Source organism: Streptomyces sp. NPDC017520 (assembly GCF_044329855.1).
In the GTDB taxonomy this organism is placed as follows: Bacteria; Actinomycetota; Actinomycetes; order Streptomycetales; family Streptomycetaceae; genus Streptomyces.
Window position 1 is genome coordinate 578,900 of sequence record NZ_JBIRKB010000001.1, and the last position, 16,295, is coordinate 595,194.

The following is a 16,295-nucleotide window of genomic DNA, read 5'->3' on the forward strand; positions in this document are numbered from 1 at the left end:
CCCTCTCGCGGTGCGGTGGGCGGTGCGGCTACTTCAGGTAGACCAACCCGTCCGTGGTCAGGGCCGGGCGGCCCGTCGTCCCGACGACCACGATCTTGACCGTGTGCTTGGCGCTGGAGGACCAGGACTTCGTCCAGATCGCCTGTCGGTACTTGGTGGCCGAGGACTTCAGGTCCACCGTGGCGGCCTTCTTCCCGTCGACGTAGACGTATGCCTGCCCCGAAGTGGCGGCCCGCGACACCACCCAGGCGGCTGACCGGCCGGTGAACGTCCAGGTCAGACTCGCGCCCTTGGCGCTGCTGGTGTACGACTTGCCGCCCAGGTAGCTGCCGGAGGACTTCGTGGTCCACTTGCCGCCCTTCGTGGCGGCGGACTCCTGGAGGATCACCGGGGTGCCGGAGACCGTGGCGGCGCCCGTGTTGCCCGCGCGGTCGTACGCCGTCATCTTCCAGGCGGTCGCCACGGCGGGCTTCGCGGTGTGCGAGGCGCTGCTCGTGGTCGGGCCGTAGGTCTTGGCGACGGGGGCGGTCAGCCGGACCTCCTTGAGGGAGGCGGCGTCGGTGGCCTTCCACTTCAGGGTGAGGGGGACCGCGGTGGCGTTCACCGTGCCGGTGCGCAGGGTGAGGGACGGCTTGGTGGAGAAGACCGGCGGTGCGGTGTCGGCGACCACGGTCGCGACCGGCGACAGGGAGGTCTTCCCCGACTGGTGGGTGGCCCGGACCTGCACGGAGTGCTTGCCGGCGGCGAGGGTGGCCGGGGCGGAGGTGACGTTGCCCTTGACGGTGGCCACCGGCTTTCCGCCGACGAGCAGTTCGTAGCCCTTGACGAAGGAGGACGGCGTGGCCGCCTTCCAGCCGACGGTGATCTTCGACCGGGTGTAGTACGTGGAGCCGGAGGCGTTCGCCCCGGTCACCGAGGTGATGGTGAGACCGGTGACGGGTCCGGCGGCCAGGGAGCGGATGGCGGGGAGCTGGTGGTAGAGGGAGAGGCCGGGGCACTCGGTGGCGAACCCGTCCCGGTGCCCGGAGATCCGGGGGAAGGCGTACTGCTGTCCGGCGACGAACTGCTTGTGGGCCATGTTCTTGCCGTTCGCCCCGGCGGTGAGCTGGACGGAACCGGCCGGGTCGCCCTTGTACTGGCCGAGCTTCCACGCGGCGACCCGGGCGACCGAGGTGGTCGCGGCGGTGGCGGCCTTGGTGTCGGTGTACATGCCGATCACGGCGATACCGGTGGTGTCCCGGTTGAAGCCGTAGGTGTGGGCTCCCATCACGGGCCGGTCCACACCGCCCTTGCGGCCCTCGAAGACCGTGCCGCACTTGTCGACGATGAAGTTGTAGCCGAGGTCCTTCCAGCCGTTCGACTTCACGTGGTAGGTGTGCAGACCGCGCACGATGGCCGCCGAGTCGGCGCAGGAGTACGCGTTCGTCTGCGCCGTGTGGTGGACGAAGACGGCCTTGACCTGGTCCAGGTAGTCGGGCGCCTCGGTGCTGAGCGACTCGTCGGCCTTCCAGGCCGCCCGGGAGACGATCGGCGGCTGGGGAACGGTGGACGGCGGGACGGGCGGGAGCGTCGGGGACGGGGAGCCGGTGGGCGTCGTCGGCGAGGCGGACGGCGTCGGGGACGCGGCGCTCGGGCTCGGCGTGGGGCTCGGCGGCGCCGGCGTCTCCGTGGTCGGGGTGGGCGAGGGCTCGTCCGTGGGCTCCTCGGCCGGCTCCTCCGTGGGCGGGGCGGCCGTGGGCTCCTCCCCGGGCGTGGGCTCCTCGGAGGGGGTCTCGTCGACGCTGAACGCGGCCGGTTCGGCGACCAGCGGGGTGGTGTCGCCGCCCGGGTCGACCGTGTCGAGCCGCAGCCCGTCGGGCAGTCCGGCCCGGGTGCCGTCACCGGCGCGGACGCGGACCTCGACGCCGTTGGAGGGACCGACCCAACGGGGTTCGGTGGTGCCGCGGACGCCGGACCGGCCGGTCTCGGTGCGGCCGTCGATCTCGGTGTCCAGGGGCAGCCAGCCGGTCCACTCGCCGGTGGCGGCGGAGCGGGTACGGGCCTCGACGCTCCCCGTCACCTTGGCGGCGGGATCGGTCCAGGTGACGCCGAGCAGGCTGAACGGTTCGGTGTCGCGCCGCGCGAGCGACGCGGAGCCGCCGTCGGGCGAGGTCTTCAGCGCGGTCCTGTGCACATCGGACTTCACCGGGGCGGACTTGGCGTCCGCCGCCCGCCCGTCGCGGTCGCGGTCGGCGTCGGAGGTGCCGGTCACGCCCTGGAAGACCAGGACTCCCGCCACGGCCGCCGTCGTGACGGCGGCCGTGGTCCAGACTCTTCGTTGTGCTCTCACGTGTGATTCCCCGGGGACGACGCTGGCTGGAAGGCAGGGCATTCCGGCCGGTCAGTCGCTGACCGGGGGCACGACGTCGCCGTCGGCCCGGTCGGAGGGGCGACCCGGGACATGCTTGCGGGCCTCAGTCTTCCACGCGACCGGGCCGGACCTCACCTCACCCGCCCCGGTCCGGCAGGAGACGTTCGGACCGCCGCGACGGGTGGGGCGGGGAGCCGCCTGGCGGGTCTTTCAGGCGGCGAAGTACTGGGACAGCGAGTCCCGTTCGTCCAGCTCCACCAGATCCGGGCGGGTGTAGCGCTCGGCGCGCGCGTGGTAGTCGAAGTCACCCCGTACGAGTCCCCGGTAGTCCTGGACGCAGCGCTCCAGGGCCGCCCGGGTCGGGCCGCCGATGCCCGCAGCGTCGATCTCCTCGATCAGTTCCCTTTCCGCCCGCTGCACCCGCTCGGCGATCCGGGCCAATTGGATACCGGCCTCGTCGACCGCTTCCTGGAGGGTGCAACCCCGGTCGCGCTGAATCAGCCGTACGGCGTTGTGCTCGTAGCCGAGAGCGGCCTCCTTCTCGAAGGAGCAGATGTCGTTGCAGAGCCCGGAATGATCGGTGACCGCGTTCCGCAGGGCGATATAGGCGGGCAGGCTCCGGGCGGAATCCGGGAGGTCGATTCCGGCGGTGATCTCGTGAAGGCAGAGAAAGGGCTGCATGGCGACCGAATCCCGCCGGTGCTTGGCGAAATCGGCCCGGCTCGGCACCTGTCCGGCGGCGCGCTCCACGGCCTCGGCGTAGTACGTCCACAGCCAGGCGGCCGTATCCCGCCGGAACTGCCGGTTCCACTGCGGCGACCGGCCGCGGCAGGTGCGGTCCCGCAGCCCGGCGAGCGCCCGCTCCATCGGCCCGCTCGGCGCGGAGCCGTCGAGGACGTCCACCAGGCGGGTGATCGCCGTCTCGCACATCAGAGGATCGCGTCCGGCCGGGCCGTCGTCGAACTCGTCGTCCACCAGGAAGGCCCAGAAGAGCCATTGACAGAAGAGGTCGAGATGCTCCTGCGCGGCCTGGGGGAAGATGAGAGAAATCCATAGTTCCGGGCGTGTCCGGATCATTTTCTTCCGGGCCGGTACGGACAGGTCGAGCCCTTCGGCTTCGGCCCATTCCCAGGCTGCCTCACGAGTTTCCGCCAGGCCTGGATGACATCCAGCACTCTGGAACGGCATGTGAAACGCCGGTAACGTGATCTGGCTCATAGCTGCCCCTCGTCTGATGAATACGGGCGGACGATGTGAACGACGCATTCCGGGTGATCGGGCAAGGGACGCGCCGGCTGAGAGCCCGCCGGCCGAGAGCCCGGCGGCCGGGCGACGGGGCGATGTGCGAGGTGGGAGGGGCATCGCTGTCCTCCTTCCTCCGCCGCGAGCCCGGGGCGCCGGGGCAGGGTCGGCGAGCCGGTGGGCCGGGCGCGTCACCATGGGTAATGCCCAGTCAACCCCGGGTTGGGGGGCGGAGGGAAGCCACTTGTGACCGAAAATGTTTGATCGTCAATAACTCTCTGATCGCTACTGGGTAGTTGGTGACGCCACGGGGCCCTTGGTGCGGCAGTCACGGGAGGGGGCCGGGCGTGTCGCGTGAAGGGCGGAATGACGTCTTCCGGCCCCGGGCGTCTCTGCTCAGGTGCGCTTGAAGAACTCGACCTCGCCGACCGCGATCGGCCGCCCCTCGCCCTGGCCGGCAGCCTCCCGCAGCACCAGCTCCACGGAGACGACGTCGCTGATGCCCAACCGTGTCTCCTGCTTGCCGGGCTTGTCGTTGAAGGTCACCGTCTTCTTGTGCGCCTTGCCGTCCTTCGTGGTGACGATCAGCTCCGCCCGGGTCGGCCGCGCGCCCCGCCGGAACTCCTGCGGCTCCTTCGACACGCCGGTGTGCACCACGACGCCGACCAGTCGGAACGGCGTCCCGAACGAGGAGGTCAACGACGCGCCGAGCGCGGGGGCGCCCCAGTACCTGTTCGTCTGGCTGTCGAACGCCGCGCTCGCCGGGTGACCGGGAGCAGCGGCGCTGGCGGTCACCCCGGAGGGGCTGATCTCCCGTGTGCCGCCGAGCTTGTCCCGGACGTCCTCGTAGACGTAGCGGCCGAGCGGGAAGAACAGGAAGCCCGCCACCAGCAGCCCGGCCACGACCAGGATCAGCAGCGTCCGCCGCAGCGCCCGGCCCGAACCGCCCCGCACCCGGCGGCGGAACGGCCACACGGTGCGCCACCACGGCAGGGCGGCGGGCTGTTCCCGGGCCCGGAGCGGAGCGGCGCACCGCCGGCAGAACTGCCTGCCCGGCAGGTTCGGCGTGCCGCAGGCCGGGCAGGGGGGACCGTCCGGCGTCTCGTCCGCCTCCACCGGCCGCACGACGGGCCGCCGGGCCACGGGCTTGGCCGGCCGTACCGCCCCGATGGGTTCGTCCCCGCCGTCCCCGGCGGACGCATTTCTGGAGGCCGGTGCGGCGACCGGTGCGGAATCCGGGATTCCGGGGCGTACGGGGGCGGGCGCGGGCCGGACCGGACGCACGGGCGGAGCCGCCGGCACGGGGTTCGCCGGGGGCGCCGTGGGCTGCGGCGGTACGGGGGCGGGCGCGGGAGGGGGAGGCGTCGCGGGACGCCCGGGCGCGGGGGCGGGGCGGGGCGGCGTCGGCGGTTGTCCGGGGCGCGCGGGGGCGGGGCGCGCGGCCGGCTCGGGGCCTTCCGAGGGCGCCGGTTCGGGGCGCGGCGGCTGGTCGGGCCGCTCCGGCGCGTCGGGGGCGGGCGCGGGGGAGGGCGGACCCGGGTCCGTTGCGGGCGGCGGCGGCGTGGGCGTGGGCGTCGGCGGCGTCGGCCCGGCCGGGGTCGGGGTCGGGGTCGGCGCGTGCGGGGCCGGGGTCGGGGTCGGCGCGGGCCCGGGTCCTGTCGGCGCCACTGGTGCTTCCGCCGCCGCAGCCGGTTCCGGCGCAGGGTCCGGCTCCGGTTCGGGACGCGGCTCAGGGTCCGGTTCGGGTCCCGGCTCAGGGTCCGGTTCCGGAGCCGCCGCTCGCTTCGGCCGCGCCGGCTGGGAGGACCAGCCCAGGTAGCCGCCGCAGCCGCCGCAGAAGTCGTCGGTCTCGCCGTTGGCCGTACCGCACGCCGGGCACGAACGCATCACGTCAGCTTCCTGTCTGTTCGGGCTCTCCGGGCGGGCCCGGCAGGACCTCCACCCGGCAGGTGAGGTGGACGGGGCACGAGGCGGTGGCGACGTCCAGGACGCGGCGGGCGTCCACCGCGACGCCCTCGCGCACCGGCCAGACCCGGACGAGGAGTTCACCGGTCGGCCGCGGCGGGAGAGCCGCGCCCGGCTCGGCCGACCAGGTGGCGCCCCCGCCGTCCCGGACGTCCGCGTGCACACCGCAGCAGAGCCGCAGCCGCTCGACGAGGCCCCGCCGGGTGCCGCGCCACCGGTGCAGCTCCACGGCGCGGGCGACGACGGCCCGGCGCAGCTCGACCGGCCACGCCGGATCGGTCTCGACGCCCACCCAGGAGGCCAGCCAGGGCAGGAAGTCGGCCGGGGCCAGCGACGGGTCGAAGTAGGCGGGCAGGTTGTCCAGGGTGGACAGGACCGGGGCCAGCACCGTGTCCAGGCCCGCCGTGAACCGCTGGGCCAGGTCGTCGTCCGCGTACAGGGCGGGCAGCAGTTCGCCGATCGGGTACCGGCTGGGCAGCCCGGGTACCGCGGCCCGCGTCATACGCCCTCACCGGCCCCGTTCGCGGTGACCACCACCTGGTGCTGGTGCGAGAAGACCAACGCCCCCGGCGCCACGTCGACATGGTCCACCGCCGCCCCGCGCCGCCCGGTGATCGGGTCCGCCGGGAACAGCCGGACGTCCTCCACCAGACCGGCCCCCTCCACGCGTTGAAGCACGGCGAAGACCTCCCCGTACTGCACGGGCCTGCCGAACGGCCACCCCTGGCCGTCCGCCCCGCCCCGCAACGGGTCGATGTGCCGGAACAGCGCCTCCAGCGCCTCCACCCGGACCCGGTCCACATCGCCGGGCGCGGCCACCAGCCGGGCGACGACCGTGACGCCCTGGTAGGCGGGGGGTTCCACGAGCAGCCTGGTGCCGACAAGACGCCGCTCGTCGAGCCGCTCGGTGACCGCCGCGAGCACCGGGTCCGAGGGGATCAGCTGCTCGAACCGCAGCCGGCCGTCCTCGTCGGGCGTCGCGTCGGGCACCACCAGCACCCGTACCGCCCCGGCCTCGCCCGCCACGGCCGGCAGACACCGCACCCGGCGCAGCGACGGCGCGGCCTGGCGGGCGATGACCTCGTAGTCCTCGGCCGTCACCGCCCGCTCCTGCACCCGCAGGATGTTGGGCGCGCGGACCTTCGCGTTCTCCACGGTCTCCCCGTCGACGCCGCCGGTCGCCGCCTCCCGGTTGTCCACGCCCGCGACGTACGGCACCGAACTGCGCAGCACGGAGATCGCGCCCCGGGCGACGTTGCCCGCCGCGCCGCCGCCCGTCCGGTAGCGCGGAACGCGGAGCTGGGCGCCCTTCTCCGGCACCGCGCCGTACGCGCGCATCGTGCCGTCCGGCTCCCGCACCTCCGGCGGGAACGCGAACTCCCCGGCGACGGCGTCGATCCGCACGTGCCGGTCACCGGGGCCGGACGCGCCGAAGTGCTCGACCGGGGTCCACACCTGCCAGCCCTCGTCCGACGACACCTGGACGACCAAAGGCTCCCCGTCCAGCAGCAGCGGGGCCCGGCTCACCGAGAACCGCTGCCCGGCGACGCCCTCGGACACCCCGAGGGGCACGTCGAGGACGGTCTCCGCGTGCTCGGCCGCAGCCGTGCCACCGACCGTGAACACCTCGGCCTCCCGGATCGTCGGCGACTCCGAGTAGAACGGCTGGCCCGGCTCCGGGGCGGTGACCCGGCAGCGCAGCCACCCCGCCCGGGTCCCCGCCACCACGGAGGGGGTGTGCCCGGCCGGGACGAACACGATGACCTCGCCGGGCCTGTTCAGCCCGCCGGTGCTGTCGGTGCCGGTCGCGCACGTCACCCAGCGGGCCCCGTCCCACGCCTCCCACACCAGCGGCGGCTGACGCGGGTCCACGCCCACGCCCTCCACCCGGCTGTCGAGGCGGACGGCGACGATGCACCGGGGAACGGCCGTCGGCAGCCCGAACAGCAGGGCGTCGCCGGGTTCCGGCCGGGCCTGGAAGCACGGGATGTCCTTGCCCGCGCCGAGCGGCCCGGTCCGGTCCGTCTGTTCGCCGGAGACCGGCGCGGTGACCAGCCGGACCAGCGAACTCGGCACGATCGGCAGGTCGTCGGGGGTGGAGAACACCACCGGCTCCTCGGCCTCCCCGCGCGCGGTGGCGACCTCGGTGCCCGCGGGGAGGAGCACGGTCTCCGGCTGCGGCGCGGACAGCCAGAAATCGATGTCGGCCCGCGCCACGGACGGCGGGAACAGGGTCACGCCGAGCAGGTCGAGGAAGGCCGCGTAGTTCTTGTCCGGCACCCGGTTCAGCCGGTACAGCAACTGGTCGACCAGGTAGGCGAACGTCTCGATCAGCGTGACCCCGGGATCGGACACGTTGTGGTCGGTCCACTCGGGGGAGCGCTGCTGGACGTACCGCTTGGCCTCGTCGACGAGCTGCTGGAAGCGCCGGTCGTCCAGATTGGGCGAAGGCAGGGGCATCAGCGCACTCCCGCTTCCCGAGCGGCCCCGGACGAGCTCTCGGAAGAGCCCTCCGACGACGGGATCGTGTAGAAGGGAAAGACCAGGTTGCGCAGGTCGTTGGTGGCCCGCACGGTGTAGTGCACGTCGATGTAGAGCGTGCCCTCCTCGATGGCGTCGAACGCGATCACCACGTCCGTCACCTCGATGCGCGGCTCCCACCGCTCCAGCGAGGTGCGGACCTCCTGCGCGATCCGCCCGGCCGTCGCCCCGTCGCCGGGCGCGAAGACGTAGTCGTGGATGCCGCAGCCGAACTCCGGGCGCATCGGCCGCTCGCCCGGCGCGGTGCCGAGGACCAGCCCGATCGCCTCCTCGATCTCCCGGTCCCGCTCGACCAGCGCGATCCCGCCCGTCGGCCCGACCCGCAGCGGGAAGCCCCAGCCGCGCCCGATGAATCCGCCGCCGCTCACATCGGGCCCCCGATCAGGACGTTCGGCGCACCGCTGATGATGGGCGCGCCGCAGCTGGTCCTGTCCGTCATCCGGGCGGCGGGCAGCCCGCCGATGAGCACCTGACCGGTGAGCGCGCCGGCCGGGTTGGGCATGATCACGTTGCCCGGCCCGAGCAGGGCGTGCGGAGGGATGACGCACACATGGAGGCTCCCGGTGACGGCCGCCGGCCGGCCGCCGATGAACACGGTGGCCACGGCCACCGCACCCGGGGGCGGGGTGCCGATGAGACCGCCGTGGGCGGTGCTGTCGCCCGTGCGGGCTGCGGGGGGCATGGCCGGGGTTCTCCTTGCTGTGAAAGGGGCTTCGGGGAAATCGGGGACTAGAGGGCGGGCGGGCGGTCGGTCCGGACGGTCGGGCGGACGGGCGGACGGGCGGTCGGGCGGTCAGTTGATCCTGATGAGCTTGGCCTTGAGGACCGCGAGCAGCCCGCCGTCGACCGTGACCCCCGTCTTGCCGTTGACGGTCACCGAGCGGCCCGTGATGTTCACGTCGCCCGTGGCCCCCGCGTCGAGCGTGATGCCCGACGCGGACAGCGTCACCGAGCTGAGCTCCCGGGTGCCGCCGCGGGCCTTCACCGTCAGCGTGATCTCGCCCTTCTTCTCGTCGAGCATCACGTCGAGCCGCTTGTCACCGCTGGCGATGCGCACCCCGGACGGGCCGCGCGGGGCGTCGAGCAGCTCCAGCCGGTTTCCCGAACGGGACACCAGGGAGCGCCGGTTGACCTTCCCACTCGTCGGGTCGACCAGCGGGACGTCGTGCGGCGAGGGCTTGTCGACCCCGTTGTAGAGGCCGCCGAGCACATACGGGCTGTCCAGCAGCCCCTGCTCGAAGCCGACCAGCACCTCGTCGTTGACCTCGGGGCTGAACACCCCGCCGCCGCCCTGGCCGCCCCACTGCACCGTACGGACCCAGTCGGTGACGTACGTGTCGTCGAGCCACGGGAACTTCAGCCGCACCCAGCCGCGTTGGCCCCGGCCCTCCTCGCGGATGTCGGTGACCACGCCGATCGCCAGGCCCGGCATGCGCGGGCCGCGCGAGGGGGCGTTGCCGCCGGACGCCAGGCCCGAGAGCGACCGGTCCGGCGAGGCGCTGACGATCACCGTCGTGCGGTAGCCGGTGTCCGGTTCGAGGACGTGGTGCGCGGCGGTCGCGGTGTAGCGGCCGGAGAACGCGGGCCCCACGTTGCCGAGGGCCACCGGCGTACCCGCCCGCAGCTGCGGGTTCCCGTAGGCGACCGCCTCGATCTCCCCGAAGCCGGCGCTGACCGACGCGGCGAGCGCACCGGCCACGGCCCGGGTCTCCGCCTGGGTGCGGTACGGGGTGTCGGCGATGGTGGTCCGGGAGCCCGAGCCGAACATCTTGGCCGCCGTCGACGGGCTCATCCCCGGGACGACGGTGTCGCTGCGGACGGACTGCTGCCGGGCCACCAGCCGGGTCTTGGTGTCGACGTTCCAGCCGCGCACCTCGACGCTGTCCGACCCGTCCGCACCCGTCAGCACCGCACGCAGGGCCAGCAGGTTGTTCCCGTACTCCAGGACCATCGGGTCGTTCGTGGCGGAGGTCGAGGGCGAGGGCGCCGAGGAGGCGGGGTCCGGCCTGGTGAACTGGAGCCGGCCCATGTCGTCCACCCGCACGGTGGCCCCGCTCTCGGCCGCGAGGTGCTGGAGGAACTCCCAGTCCGACACGTTCGGCTGGGTCACCTGCTTGTACGTGACCGGCGCGGCCTCGACCCGCCCGCAGGCCAGGCCCGCGCCGGCGGCGACCTTGCGGACGATGTCCGCCGTCTTCATGTTCCGGTACGCCATGACCTTCCGGCCCCGCTGGAGCCGGTGCGCCTTGGAGAACGCCCGCACGACGGTGAACGATCCGGTGGTGTCGGTGTCCAGCTCGACCGCCGTGACCTCCCCGGTGAACAGCCGCTCGGGCGCCCGGTCCCGCGCGGTGACGACCGAGATCTTCAGCGGGGTGCCCATGCCGATGCCGGTCGCGGTGAGGAAGGTGTGGTCGGGGTCCCGGTACATCAGTACGGCGGTGTCCGGCAGACCCACGTTCTCGTCGACCACACAGCTCACCAGCTGGGTGGCCCAGGCGGCGGGCAGCGCGGCGGGCGCCTCGACGACCGGGTCGGCGGCGAAGGAACGGCCGGGGGCTTCCTTGCCGCTCATCGGCTCTCCTCCGTCAGGTGGTCTGCCCGGCCGGGCACCAGGAGTTCCCGGCCGGGGGTCAACTGCATCGGGTCGTCGATGTCGTTGGCGTGCGCGATGGTCCGCCAGGCGGTGGCGTCGCCGTACTCCCGCCAGGCCAGCAGCGGCAGGCTGTCCCCGGCCACGACCCGGTGCGTGCGCCGTGCCTCCTTCGAACCCGAGGTGGGGTTCTGGCCGGCCGGGCCGCTGCTCGCCTCCTCGATCGACAGGGAGCAGGTGGCGCGCAGCGGCTTCCCGTCGACGTCGAACAGGGTGTAGGAGACCGAGAGGTTGGAGAGCACCCCGTCGAACGAGGTCGTCCTGGACGTCCCCCAGTCGAAACGTACCCAGGGGCTGGCGGGCGTCTTGCGGGCCAGGCTCTTGGGGGTGGGGACACACGCGGTCATCAACTGCTCCACCGCCTTCTCCACGGAGTTGTCGTGCGTGGCGGTGGCGTCCAGGAAGATCTCCAGGGACAGGGCCCGCGGCCCGCTGCCGACGAACTCGGGCAGCGCGGACTGCCCGGCCATCCGGGACGGAGTGCGCCGCCACTCGGTGGTCTTGCTCAGCGACAGAGTCGACGGGTTGAACTGCAACGTGAGACGGGCGAGCGCCCCGCCGGGCTTGGCGCCGACCGTCGACGGCGGCTCCATGATGGTCAGCTGGGCGCGAGCGCGGCTCGCGCGGAGAGCGGGTGACATTGCGTTCCTCCTTCCTTCGTCCGGTTCCTGGTGGTTGTGGTGGTGCCGGTCAGGAGGGTTCCAGGCCCTCGTGGGCGATCTCCAGCGTCTCGATCGCCGCCTCGGAGTTGGCCGGGTCGAAGGAGGGTCCCTGCCAGCGCACCGGCACGATCCCGTGGACCTGCCAGCTGACGATCCGGCCGAGGTCGGGACGGAGCGCCACGATCTCGCCGTCCTTGGGCTCGACCCGCTGGATCGTCTCGTTCAGCCAGCGCGCGATCTTGAGGGTGTCGGCGGTCACCGGGCGGGTCAGCGTGATGTTCGTCCAGCTGATCCGCCCCGGCAGCTGCCAGGTGAATCCGTTGTTGCCGCCCTCGGCGTACGTCTCCATCTCCACCTCGGCGCCCATGCCGGAGCAGGTGTGGAACGCGCCCAGGTCGCTGCCGCCGATCGCGAGCTTGAAGAACACGCTCGTCGCGAAGATGTTGTCCGTCATGCGTCTCTCGTCTTCTCTGCTGTCTCTCGTGCGGGGCGTGCGGGGGTGCCGGTCGTGCGGGGGCGGACCGGGGCGATCGTGCCGTCAGCGGCGGCCGTCGTGGAGCCGGCCGCTGCGTTCCCGGCCGCGGCGCAGATCGGCGCGGATGAGCCGGCTCACCGGGTCGAGGAGTCGGCGGGCCAGCTCCTCGATCTCCGTTCCGCTCAGCCGGTTCGCCGACGCGGCGTCGGAAGCGTCGTCGGAGCCGGTGGCCGCCCGCGTCGCCCCGGCCGCGGGCTTCGGCGGGGCGGCCTGCACCGGAACCCCGGTGATCCCGGCCTTCGCCGCCGCACGCTGGACCGCCTGCGCCCTGCTCTCCGGGCGGCCCGCTCCGGCGGCCTGTGCGGGCGCGCGGGGCGGGACCCGTACGGAGAGTCCGGGCGATGCGCCGGGAGCGGCGCCGCCCGCAGGGGCAGGTCCGGTGAGCGGTGGACCGGCGCCGTCGGGCGCCACCGGCATGGCCAGCCGCTGTACGGGTACGGCGGCTTCCGGGCGCGGCGCTTCGGGCGGATGTGGCCGGACCACGGGAACGGGACGCGTGGCGGCGGCGGTCACGGACACCGGAGGCATCGGCACGGCACCCTGCATCCCCGGCCGGGAGGGCGGGGCGTGCGGGAGCGGTGCGGCGCGTTGAACGACAGGGGCGGGGGCAGAGGGAGTGGCCGGGGCGGCCGCCCCGTCCGGGGCCGGCGCGGCGTGCCGTGCGGAATTCTGCTGCGGACTCCGGTGGGACGCCGGCTCGGAAACCCGCTGCGGAGCCTGGCGGGTCGTCGGCCCGGAAGCCTGCTGCGGCGAGGGCGTGCCGGACGGTGTGGGCGAGGGCGTTGCGGCACGCCCGGTCCGTCGTACGAGTCGCTGGAGTACGCCACCGGCGGACGGACCGCGACCGCCGGGGGCGGCCGTGGTCTCCGGCGCGCGACCCGGCGCGCTCCCGCCGTGGCGGTCGGTGGGTACGGCGTTCCGGTTCGCGATACCCGGGGCCCGGTCGGTGGAGGCGTCACCACCCGGGTGCGGGGGGTTCGCGGTCGCGGAGCGCTGGACCAGGGCCCCGGACGCCGTGCCGGAGGACGCCGGCCGCTGGAGGCCGACGCTCGGCCTGTCACCGGTCCGCCCGTCGGCGGGGCCCGGTGACGGAGCGCCGGTGCCCGGCTGCCGCACGTCGCGCCGCCAGGTGGCCGCCACGACCGGACGCGCGGTGCCGCCGCCCGCCGTCGCCGTCGTCGGAGGCGCCGAAAACCCCTCGGCGGAACCGGTGTTCACCGTCAGGGCGCGGCCGGAGAGCAGCGTTCGTGACCGCTGGACCACGGGCGACGGCGTCGCGCCGACGAAGCCCTGGGCCTCGCGGCCCCGGGCGATCGGCCGGACGCGCACGGGCGGCGGGGGAGCCGTGGGGGCCGGACCGGTCCGGGTGCGGGCGGGGGCCGCCGCGCGCTGGACGGCCGCGCTTCCGGACGACGAACCGGCGGGTGCCGAGGGCACGGCGGGCGGGACGGAAGCCGTCCGCACCGGCATCGCGGAGGGCGCGCCCGGCGGCCCCGGAGCGGGGGCGGGAACGGCGGGCCCGGTGCCCGGGGGCCGGCCCGGAGCCGGCCGCGCCCCGGCGGGCGCGCGGTCACCGAGCAGCGGTGCGTCGCCGCGGAGCCGGGCCGTGGGCGGCAGTGAGGGCAGCGGCGTGCCGATCCCGCCCCGCGTACGGGCCCGTGTGCTGCCGGAAGCGTCGGCCCGCGGTGCCGGCTGCACCGAAGGGGAGGGCCCCGACGGCGTCGACGAACCGGACGGCCGGGTGCTCCGGGACGGCTGAGGTGACGGGGACGACCGGGTCGACTGGGGCGTACGGGAACGGCTCTCCGGCGGCGGCGACGACGGCTGCTGCTGCGGTGCCGCCGCAGGCGAAGGGGCGGGTGCCGCTGCCTTGGTCGAGCCGGTCGAGCCGGTCGAACGGGGCGCGGGTGTCGTGGCCGGAAGGCCCGGCGAGCTCGGCGGACTCTGCGGGTCCGAAGCCTGGCGCTGGAGCACCGGCATCTCCGCCGGGTGGGCTGTCGCGGGGGCTGACGGGACGACGCCCGCCGGCCCGTCGGCACCGGCCGGCCTGGCTCCGGGGGGCATCTCGCGCAGAGGCTTGCCCAGGGCCGGGCGCACCACATCGGCGGTGGGCCGGCCGGAGTCACGGTCGGGAGAAGGGGCCTCGCCCTCCGGAACCGCACGGTCCGGACCGCTGCGCCGCTCGGTCCCGGCCCGCTGGACGACGGGGGCAGCAGCTCCGGCGGACGGCGCGGCGGCCGAGGCGGAAGCGGGGGATGCGGACGAGGAGGAAGGGGCGGCGGGCGTGGCGGGCACGAGCCCGGCGATCCGCCGCAGCGGCATCGCCGGACGCCGGGCGACGATCAGCGGCGGGGCGATCCGCTGCGGACGTACGGCGGCGGGAGGGCGCGTACCGGAGGACACGGACGACGTGGATGGAGCCGTGGAGCCGGGCGGGGCCGTGGGGGAGGACGGGTCGGACGATCCCGACACAGTCGACGTACCCGATATACCCGAAGTACCCGATGTGCGGGAGCTTCCCGACCCGCCCGACGTACGCGAACCGGCCGCAGGCGACCGGTTCGCGGTGGGCGTGGACGGGGCCGGGGACGAGCCGGGGGAGGGGGCACGCGCCGCGCTCGACCGCTGGACCGTCGCCGAGCCGGGGCTCGGCTCGCCCGTCCCCGTACCGCTGTTCGTCCTGCTGCCCCTGCCCGCCACCCGGCTCACCGAGGCGGGCGGCAGGTCCGTCGTGGGCGCGGCGGGCTCGTCGGCGCCCGGGGGCCGGACCGCGCGCAGCAGCAGCGGTCCGCCGGGGGACGTGGTCCGGGCCCCGCCCGGGCGGGCGACGCCGTGGATGAGGCCGACCGGGGCCGACGGCAGGACGGAGTGGCCGAGTTCGCCGCCGAGCGCCGGGTTCTGCCAGGAGGCCAGCCGCGAACGGAACCGCAGCCCGTCGCTCACGCCGATCGAGGACCGGGCGACGGTCACCGTCGGCGGGGCCACCCGCCGCCAGCCGCCGTCCCAGCCACCGCCCTCCCCGCCGGAAGCCGCCGAGGAACCGGAACCGGAACCGGAAGCCGCCGAGGAACCGGATGCCGATCCGGAAGCGGTTGCGGGGCCGGAATCCGGGCCGGAGTTCCCGACGGGTGTGGGTACGGCGGACACGCCGACGTGCCCGCCGCCCTCTCGCGAGGGCGCGCCGGAGCGCTGCCGGTCCGCCCGGCGCAGCCAGTCCCCGAGCCCCACACGATCACCCGCCTTCGTTGACGCGGGTGTTGATCCGCGCTATCTCCCGCACCCACTGCTGACGTTCGCCGTGGGTGAGGTCGAGAATGTCCTCACGCTGCCAATGGAAGTGGTAGGCGACGTACGCGATCTCCTCCCGCAGCCGGGGAAGCGCGTACGTCACGATTCCCCCAGGCGCCCACCCGAGAGGTCCACCTCGAACGACCCGTGGCACAGCGGGCAGGTCACCGCGGCATGCGTGTGGCCCTCGCTGTTGATCCGGCGGTAGAAGTCCTGGAGGAACGCCACATCGGTCGCGTACATCCGCTCGACGATCCCGGCGTGCACATCGGTGACCGTGCCGAGCTGGGTGATCACCTGGCTCAGCAGCACCACGGACAGATACGCCGGGTTCTCCTTCACCCGCAGGTCGATCTGCGGGCGCAGCTCGTCCCGGGCCGTCGCGAGCCGCATGGTGCCGCTGCGGTGCACACGGCCCTCGTCGTCGACGTACCCGCGCGGCAGCTCGAAGGCGAACTCCGTCTGGAGCGTGTCCCGTTCCCGTTCCCGGGGGCGGGCGGGCGCGGGAACGGCGGCCTCCTCGCGTGCGGCGGGCGCCGTGGCGAGGTTGTCCAGGACCTCTTCGAGGCCGCCGCCCGGCGTAACGGTCCGGCGCCTCATTCGACCACGATCTCCTCGAAGGTGATGGTCACCGTCTCGGTCGCCGCGCTGGACTCGCCGGCCTTGAGGGAGGGGCCCTCCCACTTGGAGGCCCAGCCCTGCATCAGCTGGATGCGGCGGACGGTCTCACCGGTCGAGTCCTTGATCTCGATCGTGAGGTTCTGCCGCGCGGTGTCGACGGCCCCGTTGTTGAGGGTCTCCTTGATCCAGGTGGTGAACTCGCTGCTCTGGTCGAGCCCACGGGTGATCGTCACCTCGCCCGCCTGCCGGGCGCCCGGCTGCTTGCGGATGATCTGCTTGCCGTCGGCGGTCACCTGACGGACCTCGACGACTTCTTCCTCGACGGTCATGCCGCTGATCTCCTGGATGGACTCCACGAGATAGCCACCGAGCTGTACGCCGAAGATATGGGTGGAAAGAGCGTCGCCCTCTGCCATGACTCTGTGTCACCTGTTCCGA

14 protein-coding genes are annotated in these 16,295 nt (G+C 74.1%); all 14 read right to left on the minus strand.

From position 1 onward, the window contains the following. Positions 1 to 28: 28 nt before the first annotated feature. Entirely contained in the window at positions 29 to 2,329 is a 2,301-nt protein-coding gene (locus ACH4KB_RS02580; RefSeq protein WP_398062836.1) for a peptidoglycan recognition protein, read from the minus strand. A gap of 231 nt (positions 2,330 to 2,560) precedes the next feature. Then, on the minus strand, positions 2,561 to 3,538 hold the full coding sequence (locus tag ACH4KB_RS02585; protein ID WP_398063334.1) for a terpene synthase family protein: 978 nt from the start codon (positions 3,536 to 3,538) through the stop codon (positions 2,561 to 2,563). A 450-nt stretch (positions 3,539 to 3,988) separates the two neighbouring features. After that, positions 3,989 to 5,479, minus strand: coding sequence for an NADase-type glycan-binding domain-containing protein (locus ACH4KB_RS02590; RefSeq protein WP_398063336.1), 1,491 nt, complete (start codon positions 5,477 to 5,479; stop codon positions 3,989 to 3,991). A gap of 4 nt (positions 5,480 to 5,483) precedes the next feature. Next, complete coding sequence (locus tag ACH4KB_RS02595) at positions 5,484 to 6,059, minus strand: phage tail protein I (RefSeq protein ID WP_398062838.1); 576 nt, start codon at positions 6,057 to 6,059, stop codon at positions 5,484 to 5,486. Further along, positions 6,056 to 8,017: a putative baseplate assembly protein gene (locus ACH4KB_RS02600; RefSeq protein ID WP_398062840.1), complete on the minus strand. Its 1,962-nt coding sequence runs from the start codon at positions 8,015 to 8,017 to the stop codon at positions 6,056 to 6,058. Before ACH4KB_RS02600 ends, ACH4KB_RS02595 begins: the two co-directional genes overlap by 4 nt. Next, positions 8,017 to 8,466: a GPW/gp25 family protein gene (locus ACH4KB_RS02605; RefSeq protein WP_398062842.1), complete on the minus strand. Its 450-nt coding sequence runs from the start codon at positions 8,464 to 8,466 to the stop codon at positions 8,017 to 8,019. The genes ACH4KB_RS02600 and ACH4KB_RS02605 overlap by 1 nt, the downstream gene beginning before the upstream one ends. Then, positions 8,463 to 8,780, minus strand: coding sequence for a PAAR domain-containing protein (locus tag ACH4KB_RS02610; RefSeq protein WP_274033488.1), 318 nt, complete (start codon positions 8,778 to 8,780; stop codon positions 8,463 to 8,465). Before ACH4KB_RS02610 ends, ACH4KB_RS02605 begins: the two co-directional genes overlap by 4 nt. Positions 8,781 to 8,891: 111 nt before the next feature. Next, positions 8,892 to 10,673 carry a VgrG-related protein gene (locus ACH4KB_RS02615; RefSeq protein WP_398062844.1) on the minus strand — a complete coding sequence of 594 codons (1,782 nt, stop codon included), beginning with the start codon at positions 10,671 to 10,673 and terminating at the stop codon, positions 8,892 to 8,894. After that, a complete protein-coding gene (locus ACH4KB_RS02620) occupies positions 10,670 to 11,392 on the minus strand; it encodes a LysM peptidoglycan-binding domain-containing protein (RefSeq protein ID WP_398062846.1) in 723 nt (240 codons plus the stop codon). Before ACH4KB_RS02620 ends, ACH4KB_RS02615 begins: the two co-directional genes overlap by 4 nt. Before the next feature lie 49 nt (positions 11,393 to 11,441). After that, positions 11,442 to 11,867 carry a phage tail protein gene (locus tag ACH4KB_RS02625; protein ID WP_398062848.1) on the minus strand — a complete coding sequence of 142 codons (426 nt, stop codon included), beginning with the start codon at positions 11,865 to 11,867 and terminating at the stop codon, positions 11,442 to 11,444. An 84-nt stretch (positions 11,868 to 11,951) separates the two neighbouring features. Then, the gene (locus ACH4KB_RS02630; RefSeq protein ID WP_398062850.1) at positions 11,952 to 15,176 is read right to left on the minus strand and encodes a hypothetical protein; all 3,225 of its coding nucleotides are present in this window, start codon (positions 15,174 to 15,176) and stop codon (positions 11,952 to 11,954) included. Positions 15,177 to 15,180: 4 nt separating this feature from the next. Beyond that, positions 15,181 to 15,339, minus strand: a complete 159-nt coding sequence (locus tag ACH4KB_RS02635) for a DUF6760 family protein (protein ID WP_003966147.1) — start codon at positions 15,337 to 15,339, stop codon at positions 15,181 to 15,183. After that, entirely contained in the window at positions 15,336 to 15,836 is a 501-nt protein-coding gene (locus ACH4KB_RS02640; protein ID WP_361870510.1) for a hypothetical protein, read from the minus strand. Before ACH4KB_RS02640 ends, ACH4KB_RS02635 begins: the two co-directional genes overlap by 4 nt. After that, a complete protein-coding gene (locus tag ACH4KB_RS02645) occupies positions 15,833 to 16,273 on the minus strand; it encodes a phage tail protein (protein ID WP_398062852.1) in 441 nt (146 codons plus the stop codon). Before ACH4KB_RS02645 ends, ACH4KB_RS02640 begins: the two co-directional genes overlap by 4 nt. Positions 16,274 to 16,295: the final 22 nt, after the last annotated feature.